Source organism: Novosphingobium sp. SL115 (assembly GCF_026672515.1).
Classification (GTDB): Bacteria; Pseudomonadota; Alphaproteobacteria; order Sphingomonadales; family Sphingomonadaceae; genus Novosphingobium.
In genome coordinates this window covers 35,257-49,383 of sequence record NZ_JAPPRG010000001.1, presented here as the reverse complement: position 1 = coordinate 49,383, position 14,127 = coordinate 35,257, and the positions used below count along the sequence as shown (strand labels likewise).

10 protein-coding genes and 4 pseudogenes are annotated in these 14,127 nt (G+C 59.0%); 9 read left to right on the top strand and 5 right to left on the bottom strand.

Features of this window, described 5'->3' with window-relative positions:
- The first annotated feature begins 114 nt into the window (after nt 1–114).
- Nucleotides 115–900, top strand: coding sequence for a hypothetical protein (locus tag OVA07_RS00250; RefSeq protein ID WP_268169477.1), 786 nt, complete (start codon nt 115–117; stop codon nt 898–900).
- An 89-nt stretch (nt 901–989) separates the two neighbouring features.
- On the opposite strand, the gene OVA07_RS00245 is transcribed toward OVA07_RS00250, so the two are convergent.
- Entirely contained in the window at nt 990–2,498 is a 1,509-nt protein-coding gene (locus OVA07_RS00245; protein ID WP_268169476.1) for a sensor histidine kinase, read from the bottom strand.
- A 919-nt stretch (nt 2,499–3,417) separates the two neighbouring features.
- On the opposite strand from OVA07_RS00245, the pseudogene OVA07_RS19115 reads away from it, so the two are divergent.
- A pseudogene (locus OVA07_RS19115) lies at nt 3,418–3,555 on the top strand (IS5/IS1182 family transposase); the annotation flags it as partial.
- A gap of 588 nt (nt 3,556–4,143) precedes the next feature.
- Here the strand turns inward: OVA07_RS19115 and OVA07_RS00235 are convergent.
- On the bottom strand, nt 4,144–5,523 hold the full coding sequence (locus OVA07_RS00235) for a M48 family metallopeptidase (protein WP_268169474.1): 1,380 nt from the start codon (nt 5,521–5,523) through the stop codon (nt 4,144–4,146).
- Nucleotides 5,524–6,079: 556 nt separating this feature from the next.
- Between OVA07_RS00235 and OVA07_RS00230 the strand changes: the two genes are divergently transcribed.
- Entirely contained in the window at nt 6,080–6,307 is a 228-nt protein-coding gene (locus tag OVA07_RS00230) for a hypothetical protein (RefSeq protein ID WP_268169710.1), read from the top strand.
- On the opposite strand, the pseudogene OVA07_RS00225 reads toward OVA07_RS00230, so the two are convergent.
- Nucleotides 6,252–6,674: pseudogene (locus tag OVA07_RS00225) on the bottom strand (transposase). The gene OVA07_RS00230 and the pseudogene OVA07_RS00225 overlap by 56 nt on opposite strands.
- Nucleotides 6,675–6,698: 24 nt before the next feature.
- Here OVA07_RS00225 and OVA07_RS00220 point away from each other — a divergent pair.
- Both OVA07_RS00220 and OVA07_RS00215 read left to right on the top strand, forming a co-directional pair.
- Nucleotides 6,699–7,070: a hypothetical protein gene (locus OVA07_RS00220; protein WP_268169473.1), complete on the top strand. Its 372-nt coding sequence runs from the start codon at nt 6,699–6,701 to the stop codon at nt 7,068–7,070.
- A 424-nt stretch (nt 7,071–7,494) separates the two neighbouring features.
- Entirely contained in the window at nt 7,495–7,893 is a 399-nt protein-coding gene (locus tag OVA07_RS00215; protein WP_268169471.1) for a hypothetical protein, read from the top strand.
- Nucleotides 7,894–8,583: 690 nt separating this feature from the next.
- Here the strand turns inward: OVA07_RS00215 and OVA07_RS00205 are convergent.
- Together OVA07_RS00205 and OVA07_RS00200 are read right to left on the bottom strand one after the other, a co-directional pair.
- Nucleotides 8,584–8,973, bottom strand: a pseudogene (locus tag OVA07_RS00205) (IS5 family transposase); the annotation flags it as partial.
- A gap of 47 nt (nt 8,974–9,020) precedes the next feature.
- Nucleotides 9,021–10,577: pseudogene (locus OVA07_RS00200) on the bottom strand (ISL3 family transposase).
- Between the two features lie 116 nt (nt 10,578–10,693).
- Here OVA07_RS00200 and OVA07_RS00195 point away from each other — a divergent pair.
- The 4 genes from OVA07_RS00195 (at nt 10,694) to OVA07_RS00180 (ending at nt 13,676) form a co-directional block, all read left to right on the top strand.
- Complete coding sequence (locus OVA07_RS00195; RefSeq protein WP_268169470.1) at nt 10,694–11,659, top strand: hypothetical protein; 966 nt, start codon at nt 10,694–10,696, stop codon at nt 11,657–11,659.
- A gap of 9 nt (nt 11,660–11,668) precedes the next feature.
- The gene (gene xerC / locus OVA07_RS00190) at nt 11,669–12,769 is read left to right on the top strand and encodes a site-specific tyrosine recombinase XerC (RefSeq protein ID WP_268169469.1); all 1,101 of its coding nucleotides are present in this window, start codon (nt 11,669–11,671) and stop codon (nt 12,767–12,769) included.
- A 323-nt stretch (nt 12,770–13,092) separates the two neighbouring features.
- Nucleotides 13,093–13,362 carry a type II toxin-antitoxin system ParD family antitoxin gene (locus tag OVA07_RS00185; RefSeq protein WP_268169468.1) on the top strand — a complete coding sequence of 90 codons (270 nt, stop codon included), beginning with the start codon at nt 13,093–13,095 and terminating at the stop codon, nt 13,360–13,362.
- Nucleotides 13,359–13,676 carry a type II toxin-antitoxin system RelE/ParE family toxin gene (locus OVA07_RS00180; RefSeq protein WP_268169467.1) on the top strand — a complete coding sequence of 106 codons (318 nt, stop codon included), beginning with the start codon at nt 13,359–13,361 and terminating at the stop codon, nt 13,674–13,676. Before OVA07_RS00185 ends, OVA07_RS00180 begins: the two co-directional genes overlap by 4 nt.
- Nucleotides 13,677–14,127: the final 451 nt, after the last annotated feature.

The following is a 14,127-nucleotide window of genomic DNA, read 5'->3' as shown; positions in this document are numbered from 1 at the left end:
AGGAGCGATGAGACCGGTACAAACCTGCCGGTAGATGGTCCGACCAGGATATTTCCCGGATCGCACGGCGCCGCCGGTCCTTGGGACACGACGTATCAGGAGCTGGTTGAGGCCATGGATTGCCTGCTAGAGGCTGGAGGATGCAACCGCATCTCACTGGCAGATCGCGCTCATCATGGCCTGGTTGAATCGCTGACGAAGATCACCGCGGCCGCATCTGCCTTTCGCATTCGGCCAGGCCTTGCATTGCGCGAAACTCTTTGGACAAGTCCTCGCCACGTCCGCGACGGAACCATGGTCGCGCAATTGAAGGCACTGACCTCCCGCTTCGAGCCTTCGCATCCTTGCGGATATGCGTTGCTCTGGTGCACCGACGCCAGCGCGCGATCACTGTTCTGGATGAACGCTGGCCCCATGTCGGTTCCTTGCGGGATCGATGGCGACAAGAGTGCGGGCGGGCCCTATCTTGTGCTGGTCGTGTGTGAGCTCGATCCGACCGGCAAGATTGTCTTCCGGCGCAGCCTCGCCCAAGCAGTTGCAAGCTCTGCGCAGTTGATGCCAGTCATGTGGCCATCGGAACGGACGTTGATCGAAACCTTGCTTGGCGTTCAGGACCGGATCGACAATCACGGATGGGAGATGGTCATCGAGCGCTTGGCGCGCGGCAGCGGCACGGCGCCGAGATATATGCTCACCGCAACAGCGTTCGACGGTCGTGTACGTCACTGCGCGGTGGATTGGCACGACGTGAGTGACGGGCACGATGTTGCATCATCACAGGGCACTATGGCCTCTACGCTATTGCCGAAAGGCGACAGCATGAGCCATTTTGTCGGGGGTTTGCGTGATCTTGCATCCGGCCGTCTGGTCAAGTGGCTGCACGATGCAATCGCCAGGTGAGGCGGCAGAAGCCAAGCTTGGGCCTTGCATCGCCAGCTCGTTCCTGTCCGACCACGCACATGCCTATCGGGACTGCCGGCACGCGCTGATTATGCAGCTTTGATATTGTGATCGGGCGGAAAGCAAATTCTGCAATGCAAGCCATCGTTTGAAAGATCGTAGTCCAACTCGCCTCCCAACGTCCTGATAACAGCAGACTGCAGCAACTTGCTGCCAAAACCCTTGCGATCTGATTGGGCATGGGCCTTAGAGCCGTGCTCTTTCCAGTCGAGGACGACCATGGCTTGTGGAGCTGTTACCACGGTACATCTCACGACAATTCGGCTCTGTATCGACAGAGCGCCATACTTGGTGGAATTTGTCAGAAGCTCGTGAAAGATCATGCTGATCGCCTGAGCCGCGACCGGGGACAGGGGAATGGCCTGATCGACCATGTCCAGTTCCACGCTTCCTGCAAACGGGGCAATTTCCTGATTCAGAATCTCGCCGAGCATGACGCCATCCCAGCGCTTGTCCGACAAAAGCGCATGAACCCGGCCAAGAGCCTGTATCCTTCCGGTAATAGACGCCTTGAACGCCACCGGGTCACCACTAAAACGTGTCAGCTGCACAACCGACTGGATCACTGCCAGCAGGTTTTTCGCACGATGGTCAACCTCGTGTGACAGGAGCGTTTCACGCTCCCTTGCGTGCTTGGCCTCCGTGATATCCTCGCACATTATCCCCAGGCCGACTGTTGCCCCTTGGTCGCTGATCACAGGATAGAACAGTTCTCGCCAATGCCGCACGTCCCCGGGCATCGCAGCGGTTTCGCCGCTCAGTTCGACATGGTGGGCCGGCTTTCCGCTGAGTAGCACATCACGCAAGATATGCTCTGCCTTTGCCTGAAGATCAGGGACCACATCCCAGGCACTACGCCCAAGATGATGTTCGACGCTATAGCCATTGATGTTGGCCAATGCGGGATTTATGCGGACGAAACGAAACTGCCGATCAAGCATGGCGAGGCCGATCGGGGCTTGTTGATATATTGCCTCCAGTTCTGCAAGTTTGGCCGCAGTTTCGATCTCCCGCTGCGCAAGCTGACGAGCATGGCCGATCAGAAGCAACTCGCGCGCCCGCAACCGATCTGCAAGGTCGGTAAGCCGCACTAGAATTTCGATCACGGTCAGCGCAACCACCAGAAAAAGCAGGAGCGCAACCGGAACATTGGCCGGCGCCCCTGCGCCATCAAGATCGAGAAAGAGATATCCGGAACTGGCCAGCGAGGCGCCAAGTGCACAATAGCCGATCCAGCGTCCACCAATCAGCGTGCTGATGAGGATCGCCGGGTAGAAGGGTATGAAAGGGGCAGGATAGCGCGCGCCCATCAGGTAGCGTATCGCGATGGCAATGCCGACCAGGCCTGCTGAAATAATCCAGACCAGCAAGGCCTGCTTGCGAAACTGCTCCCTAAGCCAGAACCAGTGCGAGGCAGTGGGCGATTCGACGCTGATCTTCCATTCCGCGTCCAAATGGCTTGCCTTTCCGAAACAGACGCCGTGCGTGGGGCCAATATGCCCTTGGCCAGAAAAAGAGACAAGACGAGCGATCAGCAAAAACGCTGAGTGCCCAACATATTGGACGGGTGTACTGCCATGACCGGTGGCCGGCGCGCCAATGGTCCGATCCTGCCAGTGGGAACCGTTTGAGGTTAGGCTGGGTTCGCGTATCAGAATCTTTGGAAACCGGTATAACCTTTTTTTACATGGGGTTTTGCGTTTTCCCTATGCAAACAATCCCAACCGCCACGAGGATGCAGATGCCAAAATCAATCCACCGGCGGCACTGCATCACGGTCGGATAATAGGAACCGACCGGTTTGCCGCATGGCCCGACGTGATGCGAGCGTACAAGAGACGTCTATCCGGACGTCGTCATGAAAGCCCCGATCCAGAACGAGGGACGACAGTGGAGATAGTGGGCGGGGAACGGAGCCGTCAGTGGAGCAACGCGTGTCCGCTTCATGGTCGGAAATCCTGCGGTCTTCACCGCAGATGGCTATGCCATCTGCATGACAATTTCCGACACGATCGACATTACCCTTGGTGCACCGACGGGTGCGGCGCCGAAGAAGCGGGCTTCAGTCGTAACGGCGTTTCGGCTCAGACTTTCGTGACGGCAAGTTCTGCGCGGGCTGCCCGAAGGCATCGATGCTAGCCGGGCAGTGAGCTTGAACCGAAAGTTGTTGAGCGCTGCCAGCATGCTGTGATTAGCTTCACTGGCCTTCGGCTCGCGCTTCTTTGCGACGAGATGGCGTGCCTGGTGACATGGACTGGTATTGCCCGGCGCGAGCATGGCCGGGAGGGGTTGCGATATCCATCGGATATGACCGATGTTGCGTGGGCGCTGGCAGAGCCATTCGTGCCTCGGGCAACCCGTGGGTGTGCGTGGCGACCTTTGCCCACATGCTTTCCTCTGGTGTCGACGGTGCAGCGCTGTTTCTAAGCCTGGTGCGATGCTGATTTGTTCGACGCCATCAAGCCTTCCGTCAAAGCCCAGGGCTTCGAGGTGCTACCTCGCCGATGGGGTGTCGCGCGAACCTGCGCATGGCTGGGCTGCTGCCGACGGCTCGCCAAAGATTGGAAAAAGTCCATCGCCAGGTCGACGGCCTGAGCGCTCATCGCTTCAATCCGCATGTGCAAGACCGCAAGACCGCAAGACATTGCCGAAATTGAAAACCTCCAAATCAAGGTCTTAAGCACTTCGAAAATGCATTGATTGGCGGAGCGGCAAAAGTCTGCTAGATGCCGATCAAGGTCGCAATGCAGAATCGCACAAGGCCAAGGTCAGCCATAAGTTTCTAATTTGGTTGACTGCTGCAGTGCAACACACTACGTATTATCACGACTCAAATGTCATGAGGTAAACAATGCGCGGAAAAATAGCTCTTATCGGCGCCATGGCCGTGCTGCTTTCGTCCACTTCGGTGAACGCAGCCGGAAAGAAGGCGCCTCAGGACAGCGCGGGCCAGGGTACCGAGCAACCGCAGGGTAATGCTCCAGCCCCAGCTCAGCCCAAGGTAAAGCGCTCCAATGCGCTGCTCCCGGCCGCTGGTGCTCTTCTTGCTGCCGGTCTTGGTGGTGCTGCTGGTGCCGGCGCTCTGGACGACGAGCCTAACAGCCCCTGAATTTTCTCCATATGGAGATAACAAAGACCCGCTGCCCTTCTCGGTGCAGCGGGTTTTTTGTTGGTCGAAACTCGCTATGGTCTTGCCATGAGGGCCGTTCCAAAAGTTTGTGCGAGCGCTTGCTCTTGTCCCGATGTGAAGCTGACATTTGCCAGCGTATTTCCACCGCCATCAGTGGCTTCGGGCAGTGCAAGGACCTCAGTTCGAGTGGATTTGCCCACTTCTGCAAGCTGGCTCTCCGGCATTTCAGCCAGAGCAGGAAGAGGCGGCACAGCCAATGCGCCGCGGATAACCACAGATCGCGCCATGTAAGCGAGATCCCTGAGCCCTGCAGCTAGCGCCGGCTGTTCGCGTTCTGCGCGGACAGCAAGCGCGGTTTCCTCCACGCGTGCCGCGGCCTCGGTCACGATGCCCAGCCGGCGCTTGATTCCTGGATGGGTCGTCGCAAGGTTGAGCGGAATTTTTGGTCCAACCCGCTGCAGCAACGTGAGCGCTCCTTCCACCGAAAAACCAGCCGTAACAAGAATCTCAGCGCCAATCTGGTCGGCTTCTATTTCGGTATTCTTGATCTTGCTGCTGCCAATCCCCAGGGAGGCCAAGAGCATTGACTTGCCGCGAAGCTTCAGCGCGTGATCGAGAATATTGTGGGCCATCTCGTGAGATACCACAAAAGCCAGCTCACTGTCGTCCCGAGCAAATTTCATCATGGTATTGGTGACGGCAACATATTTCCCATCGGACCAGGCGTTGAGGCCCCCCTTGGCATAGAGCACAGGCTTGCCGCCGCAGCCGGGCTGGCCAGGCAATGTGAGCGTGGCGGTGGTGCGCCCGCGCCGGATGGTTACTTGTGCAGGACCGCTGATCAGGGTGTCGTTCAGGAACGATTCAAACCGAGCGGTGCGATTGTAACTTGCGCTGCGGCCGATCAAGTGCGTCTCAAAGCTGGCAAGGTCACGGCCGTTGATATGGGTGATCACGTCCCCGGCCAGAAAGCCTGAGCGCGCTGCGGCGCTCTGTGTGACGATATGGCGGACGCCAATGTCACGGCCGAACCGGTATGTGCGCTCGACCAGCGCCCTTTGTGCAGCATCATAGGCGCCCGTTTCGTGAAGCGCGAATCCGGTAAGCATCTCAGGGTTCGTGCAGCGACCAGCACTGGCTGCGCGAAGATAGTAGGATACCCGGTCGAGCCGTTCCTCGGGCGTCTCGGGCCGGATTTCAGGGGCAAGCAGCGTCACGATTGGTCTGGCGCTATGCTGAATTCGCGCAGATGGCGTCGCCACGACGACAATATCCTGGTAGGGCACTGTTGCATCTGCTTCGAACTGCGCAACATCGCGGGATGCAAAGTTGTCCTGTGCCATGGCACTGGTCGGCAGAATGACACCGACAAGAGCGGCAGTTGCTGCAATCTTGGCGCGTCCGAGCGAGCCATGGAACCGACGGTTTTTCATAAACAATTTCCACTGGTTGGAGTGGCATCAGTTTATGAAAAGGGTGTCGCTGAAGCTTTCAGCAGGTGCTCCGCAAAGGCTCTTAGACCAACCAGCATTTGCATGTATGAATGTAGTAAATGGCTCAGAAAGAAGTATGGACTAATCCCTTAGAAAGGTGGTTAAAATTTACTAAATTACTATAATTTACATCAAAATGGAATTTTCAATGAAATAGTTGAACACTGTAAAAATTACAACTCAAACGTTTGCAAGAATATGTAAAATATAACATATGTTAAAGATGGATTATTATGATAAATATCAGCTTTATGTAAATCTATCATCATTGCTATTATTTAAATGGGCAATAATTTTTTGAATTTAACAAAATTAAATCGATCAAATTGCTTTTAGCGCCGATTTTTATCGGCAGAGCTCGCCGCACAATTCATTGTCTACCTTGCTGCGGCAGTTCGTGCAAAACCAGGTCAGAAGTCACGCTGGAGACTCGCGAAAACCGCTGGTGCTTCGGGGACTAGGGTGATTCATTGATTGGTGGCGTTCATGGAAAGCCATGGTGGAGACGAAGTCTCTGTTCAGTTTCAGCGATCATCTTGAGGCCTTGAGCAAAGACGGCGACCCGCTCGAGATTTTGCAGCAGACGGTGGCCTTAGGGTATTTCCGGAGCTGGCTGGTTGAGGGGCTGGGGTACGGCAACGGCGCCACGGCCTTGATTTGGAGGTTTTTCAATTCCGGCAATATCTTGCGGTCTTGCGCATGCGCAAGCGGACTGAAGCGATGAGCGCCCAGGCCGTGGACCTGGCGATGGACTTTTTCCAATCTTTGGCGAGCCGTCGGCAGCAGCCCAGCCATGCGCAGGTTCGCGCGACACCCCATCGGCGAGGTAGCACCTCGAAGCCCTGGGCTTTGACGGATGGCTTGATGGTCTCGAACAAATCAGCATCGCGCCAGGCTTAGAAGCAGCGCTGCACCGTCGACACCGGAGGAAAGCATGTGGGCAAAGGTCGCCACGCACACCCACGCGTTGCCCGAGGCACGAATGGCTCTGCCAGCGCCCCCGCAACATCGGTCATATCCGATGGATATCGCAACCCCTCCCGGCCATGCTCGCGCCGGGCAATACCAGTCCATGTCACCAGGCACGCCATCTCGTCGCAAAGAAGCGTGAGCCGATGGCCAGTGAAGCTAATCACAGCATGCTGGCAGCGCTCAACAACTTTCGGTTCAAGCTCTTCAACAAGGTAATGCTTTCAAAGGTGCTGAACAAAGTCTTCAAAAAACAAAAAGCACAACATTGGCACATGAGCCATGAAGAGATCATCGGATCTCCTCATCGTTGTCGTTCGGATCGCCGCCCGGCTTCAACGGGCGACGAAGCAAGTTTCTGCAGGCAACGAGTGTTACGCTGCACAAGTCCCTCCTGCCCAAACCGTATGCAAAGCTCATGGGATGCTGGCGCAACTTTCTTAACAACGAAATCGACAGCGCCGGTTGGCCTCGAAGGGATCGAAACGGCGCCGGCGCTGCCAACCCGAATGTGGTGAATAGACTTTCCCACCACTATCGGCGATTCCTACCCTGTATTTCGCATCATCGGGCGCCGGGCAAGTGCTCTTGCGCACCCTTTTTCTGCTGACCAGCTTCGGTTTCTGGCTGTAGCCCGCCCAGAAGCGAATGGGCACAGGGTCTCAGCATGATCACGTTGATTTGTGAGCTGGGCAGGCGTGGCGGCTGGCGAAGGCATTTGGGGCATTGCGGCTGGTTCACAGAACCCCACGCTGCATCGCCACGCCCGCCGATGGGAATTCGGCGACCGTCCGGCAGCAGGCCCCAGCCAAAGGCACCCTGCCGCCAGGGAGAGCGGGACGGCGAAAGTTCGTGGTCATTGTACAGGCGGGAATGCCCGCCACCTGCGCTATGCGCCAAGCCGCCCATCCCCACCCTGGAAAACACGCAGTGCGAGCGGTCATGGGCACTATCCTGCCGAGACACAGAGTGCATCAGCGCCTCAGGCCAGGGAATCAACACAGTGTCGCGGGAGAGAGCCTCAACGCCGAGGCACACGGTCATGCAGCATCGGCGCCCGACAGCGAAGGCATTGAAATAAAGGGATCGATCCATTATGGAGAAAATATGTCACCGCGCGGCGCCCAGAGTACAAGCGATGCTCGCCTGTACGAACTTGCAGAGATTTTGCGAACGGCATTTTCGTTGACGGCCGATCTGGACACGGGTTTGGCCGATATTCTGTTTGCCCTGGACAACCCGGAAATGCGGGAGATCTACGTGGAGATACGCGCCCTGCAGGAAGAACAGCTCGTTCGGATCGAGCGATTGCTCGGGCGCCATATCGCCAATGACAGGTAGTTTGGTACAAATTCAGACGTTCAAGGCTGACATGTTCAACGTTCACCACGGATAAGAAGGATGTCACCGGGCTCGGTCGCGCCGCGGCGAGAGCTGGAACCGGCCAATCGGAGCAACGGGATCGAACGCGGCACTCGCGGAAGTCAGCATTCCCTAATCAAGAGCTCGATATAATTCCTGTTTCCCAGGGCTTCTAGAGCGTCGCCCTATCGCAAGGGTGGGAAACACAAGCCTTGCGTGCGCGTCCTTTACGGTGATGGTGGGGACAGATCGGAACACGGGGCTGACGTGATGTGGTGGACGACCTCCCCTGGCGCCAGAAGGTCTATCTGGCAGACGTGCAACCAATCTTCCCAGCCGCAGGCCGCGGCAGACCACGGGGCATCATGCGCCGGACGGCAAATCTATGGCCGTCCGCGTCATGCTCGATGGAGCAAAGTGGCTGCAGGTCAGTTGGCTTGAACGCAGGAAGGGGCGTTTGACTGCCCCCTCTGACGCCAGGGCGTGTCGATTGCAGGTAGCGCACCCACAAGCGATCGGTTGGTCTCCACTGCCATGCCCTGATGACGACGATGGCCTACGCCTTCCTGCATTCTCGAAGGCTCGCTCAGGCGGGACGGGAAAACGTCTGCCCCGCCTCACTCCAACCGCTTCAGATGTCGAGCTCGATGTTTTAGGGCTGAGACTCAATCACAGCCAGAAGGCGATGGCAGTGACGAGCGCGACGCCTGACAGGAAATTGGCGGCGAGCTTGTCGTAACGAGTGGCGACGCGGCGGAAATCCTTGATCCGGCAGAAGGCATTCTCGATGAGGTGGCGCCCGCGGTAGCGCTGCTGGTCGTAACGGATGGCTCGCTTGCGGTTGCGCCTGCCGGGAATGACGGGGCTGGTTCCCTTCTCGCGCAGGGTCTTGCGCAAGCTGTTGGCATCATAGCCTTTGTCGCCAAGCAGGTAACGCATGTGGCCCGCACGTTCGAGCAGCGCCGGTGCGACCTTCACGTCGCTGACATTGCCGGCGGTCAGCATCAGCGCGTATGGTCGGCCCAGCACGTCAGTCAGGGCATGGACCTTGGTTTGTTGAGTAGCGCTGAGAATTGGCTCTGACTCACTTTTGCTGGTGGGTGTCATCAGTTGGCACCGATTAGTCGGGCTTGCAGCAGATCGAGCTTGGCACGGCCATACATCTGCCGTTTGATGAGCTTCAGTCGCGTGATCTGCCCCTCGGTCTGGCCGTTGGACCACGGTGATACGATGGCATTGCGGACAGCTGAGAAGTCGCGCTCCACACCATTTGCGAAGGAACTTACGAGGCTTCCTTTCGCAGTATCCAGCCACTGTCCAAGCTGCGCCACTGATTTGGAGCGGATCATGGATTGGAATTCTCCGATCACCTGGCGAGCTGCGACCAGATCGGGCACGTGGTCTTCGATTACGGCGACAAGAATTGCCTCCGACCTTGCAAGCCCGTCTCAAGCCGATGTCATCAGGCGGGCTAGCACTCGTGCCGATGGCGTGCGGGCGAGCCCGCTTTGGTTAGACTTCTCGGCCAGGCGCCGCCGCTGGGCCCATTGAGATACGACACCGCTTTGTCCCGTGAAGCCTTCGCTGCGCATTTCCCGCCAGAGTGCCAGTGCATTGCGAGCACCAGCATCCCATCTATCGTTCAACCAAGGCAGCCAAGGGTCGAGAAAGCTCGGCCGGGTGCGGAACACGTCGAGGCGCTGGCCGCGCAGCACATCTCGAACCAACTTTCGGCTATGCCCGGTTTGCCGGACGATCTGGCGGATGGACGTCCCGGCCTTCGCCAGGCGCTGAATGGCGTCGTTAGTTTCTTGCCGGCGTAGATAGCCTTCATATTGAAGTTTCTCGGCGCAAGTCAGAAGCTTGGGATCGATGACATTGCATCCGAGAGCATGCCGGATCTGGCGCATGGATTTGCCGACCGCATCGAGGAATGCTCGGCTCGAATTCTCTATCAGATGCCACCTATCTGCGATTTGCTCAGCATTTGGCAGCCCTCTGGCAATAGCCTCGCCGTACCCACCGCCGCAGTCGCGTGCGACGACTGCAATCGATGGGTGTGCTGCAAGCCAGGTGCGTGAGGTCTCAAGGGCGCGATCCGGTAGCAGGGTGACCGGCTTGCGCCGTTCCAGATCGCAGACAATCGTTCCGTAAGTCTGGCCTCATCGGAAGGCTAAGTCGTCAATTCCGATCACAGTGAGCTCGCCGGACTGCTTGGAGACACGCCTGCGTACGACCCGCAACAACGTATCCTTGCTCACAGGCATCATTAGCCGCCTGGAAAAGGCTGCTCCTGGCCTTCCACCCAGCGCCAGCCCAAGTTGATGAACGATTGTCTCAAGTCGTGCAGTTCGCCGAGCGTAACGCGCCAAAACATCTCGATCGAACGGTTCGCAGAAAATGCGTCGCGAGCACACGACGCTTTCGCACCAGAACCGGCGCGCCTCGATCACAAGCGAGACGCGCTTGCCGCCGATGGGAAGGTCCGAGGGACGACGCAAATACCGGCTTTGTACGCGCTGACAGGGTCGCGCACAGTCCGGGCAAAACGTCATCGCGCATCGCGCGCGCAGCAATATCTGGAGATGCTCTCCAACGGTATGAACCGATACGACCGCAAAACCCTCCGGTGCAAGGTCCGCGCGCTGAAATCGACCATGCATGGCTGATCCCTTCGATTGAGGGACCAAACTCTATCATACCACCAGCAAAAGTGAGTCAGAGCCAATTCTCAGTGATAACCCCGGGTCAATTCTCAGCGCTACTCAACAGTCCGGTAATGCGGTTCCTCACCACCACGGCAATCGACATCGACGAGGAACTGATGAACCGCTGCTTGGTGCTTACCGTCGATGAAAGCCGCGAACAGACCCGCGCGATCCATGCGCTCCAGCGCAGTCGCCAGACGCTCGAAGGCCTGCTCGCCGAAACCGATCGCGCCGCCGTCATGGCGCTGCATCGCCATGCCCAGGAACTGCTCGAACCGGTCGCCGTGGTGAACCCGTTCGCGCAACGTCTGACGTTCCTCGACGACAAGACCCGCACCCGGCGCGACCATATGAAATACCTGACCCTGATCCGCGCCATTGCCCTGCTGCACCAGCATCAGCGGCAGGTGCGGACCATCGAACATCGCGGGCGGCAGCTGCGCTATATCGAGGTCACCGAGTCCGACATTACGCTTGCCAATGGCCTCGCCCATGAGGTGCTCGGCCGCACGCTCGACGAGCTGCCGCCGCAGACCAGAAACCTGCTCAGCCGTATCCATCGCTGGGTCACCGACGAGTGTGAAAGGCTCGCCCTGCGGCGTGCCGATCTGCGGTTCACCCGGCGCCAGATGCGTAGCGTTACCGGGTGGGGTGACACCCAGCTCAAGGTCCACCTCAGCCGCCTTGCCGAGATGGAATATGTGCTCGCCCACCGCATGAAGGCGGGTCAGGGAAACGAGTATGAACTGCTCTACGATGGCGAGGGTGAAAACGGCGGTCGGTTCGTCATGGGGCTAGCCGCGCCCGGCGCGCAAACGCATGATTATGATGCGCAGCGGTCGGGGCAAAATGGGGCGCGGTCGGTCCCCGGTCGGGGTGCAGTCGGTGCGCGGTCGGCGGGTGGTCGCGAGGGGCAATCCGGTGCAAAACCGCGCCCCGTCTTGCGTTCCGGCGATGATCGTCCTGACGCCCCGGAAACGCACCTCTTGGGGCTCAATGGCGGGGGTGCATCATACCCTCATCCTGCCGCCGCCTGATCCCCTGAAATGCCGCGCAAGGGCCAGACCAAACGCAAGGCCAGTATCGGCGATGTGCGCGATGGCGACAGCCTGGAGGCGCACATGTTGCGGTTCAGCCAGTGGGCGCGCGAGAAGGCTTACTCGCAAGCCACGATCGAGAACCGCGAGGCGGCGCTGCGCCCGTTCATCGCCTGGTGCGCGGAGCGCGGGCTGACCTCTCCCCGCGAGATCACCAAGCCGATCCTGGAGCGGTATCAGCGTCATCTGTTCCTCTACCGCAAGGCCGATGGCGAGCCGCTCTCGGTGCGCAGCCAGCACGTCCGCACGACGCCGATCAAGGCGCTGTTCAAGTGGCTCTCGCGCCACAATCACATCCTCTACAATCCCGCGTCCGAGCTGGAGCTGCCGCGCATGGAAAAGCGCCTGCCGCGTCATGTGCTGTCTGCGCGCGAGGTGGAAAAGGTGCTCTCCCTGCCCGATACCGCCACGGCCATCGGACTGCGCGACCGGGCGATGCTGGAGGTGTTCTACTCGACCGGCATCCGCCGCATGGAGCTGATCCACCTCTCCCTCACCGACATCGATGCGGAACGCGGCACGCTGCTGGTGCGCCAGGGCAAGGGGAAGAAGGACCGCATGGTGCCGATCGGCGAACGCGCGCTGCACTGGGTCCAGCGATACCGCGAGGAGGTGCGCCCTGACTTCGCCTGTGGCAGTGATGAGGGCGCGCTGTTCCTGACCACGCTTGGCGAGGCGTTCGCAGCCGGGCGGATGACCCAGTTCGTGCGCGGCTACGTCACAGCCGCCGATCTGGGCAAGCGCGGCTCGTGCCACCTGTTCCGGCACAGCATGGCGACCCAGATGCTGGAGAACGGGGCCGACATCCGGTTCATCCAGGCCATGCTCGGCCATGCCGAGCTCTCCACCACGCAGATCTACACCCAGGTCTCCATCCGCATGCTCAAGCAGATCCACAGCGCCACCCATCCGGGGCGGCCGGTTGCCGCGCGCCGCGACCGCCACGAGGCCAGCGATACCCGCGTCGCCTTCCTCGCCGCCCTCGACGCCGAGGGGATGAGGAGGAGGCGTGGGAAGGCGACGCCTGAGGGGCTGGGTACAGATGGATGACACGGAATAATGAGATAAATCGGTATGATAAGCACGAAGCGAGGCGCGAATATGGCCGTGGGGTACAATTGGACCCCACCGACCCAAGCCATATTATCGTCCTATATCATCACCTTACGCCTTACGGGCACCGTGTTAGGTGTACTGATTTACAGGAACTTCCAACCATCCTTCACACCAGCGCCGCCATCGCCCGATCCGCGCCGCATGAGGATGCTATCCGCACCCTCGGCCAGCGGCTGAAGCGGTGCCCGCCAATAACGAACTTTGCTAAATCTTGTTATTGAGCTATTATGACGGCAGGCCGCACCAGGAGCTTTGCCATGAACGTCAGCCTGACACCGGAACTGGAATCGCTGATCCACCACAAGGTGAGTGCGGGGCGCTACACGTCCGCCAGCGAGGTCGTGCGCGAGGCGCTGCGGTTGATGGACGAACGCGACCAGATGCAGGAATTATACAAGGCCTCGATGCGCGAGAAGATCGCGGCGGGAATGGCCTCGCTGCGCGCAGGGCGCGGTCGTGATGGCGAAGCCTTCATGGCGCGGCTCGATGCCGATCTTGCGGCAACCGAGACGAGAGGGCCGGAGTGACCAGTCGCTATATCCTCTCGCCCGAAGCTGAGCGGGATATTGAGCAGATCAGGGATTACTACCTCGATGAAGCCGGAGCGCAGGTTGCGCGCCATGTGCTGGCCCAGATCGCCAAGGCGCTCCACTTCCTCGCGGCAACACCGGGTGCCGGGCATCGACGCGATGACCTCACCGACGAAAATGTACGGTTCTGGGCGGTGCTGTCCTATCTGATCGCCTATGATCCAGCGATGCGGCCCATCGGGATCGCCCGTGTGCTGCACGCCGGGCGCGATCTTGAGGCGCTGTTCCACCGATCATCGCCGCGCATGTAGGCAAGGCCCAGCGCCAGCCTCCGCCCCAAACCACACATAGACGCAAGCACTGGGGTAAACCGCCTTGTCTCAGCCGCTGGCCACGTCGGCCCGCAAAACCGCCTCTGGGGGTCTCAGCGCCATCCCCCGGCTCCGCTTCAGCCGCCGAGCCTCGCAAGCCCATGATGCGTCAGGGAAAATCGCGCCGGGCTACCGCTGGCCGCGTCGGTGTTCTCACTTGCCGCAAAAGGAACAGAAGGGGCGGCCGGATTATTGCTTTAGCTTGGCGTACAAGACAGGATAGCTTTTACAGGATGTAGGCGAGACAACTACATATGCTGGACTTAGTGCTTCAATTATGGCTGGTCCGGAGTTTCTTCCCATTGCGGTACTTGGTGGTGGAATGCAGCTAGCTGGGCAAGCTTTCGAAGCATATTCATCCCGCAATATTGGGATGAAGTTTGCAATGAAT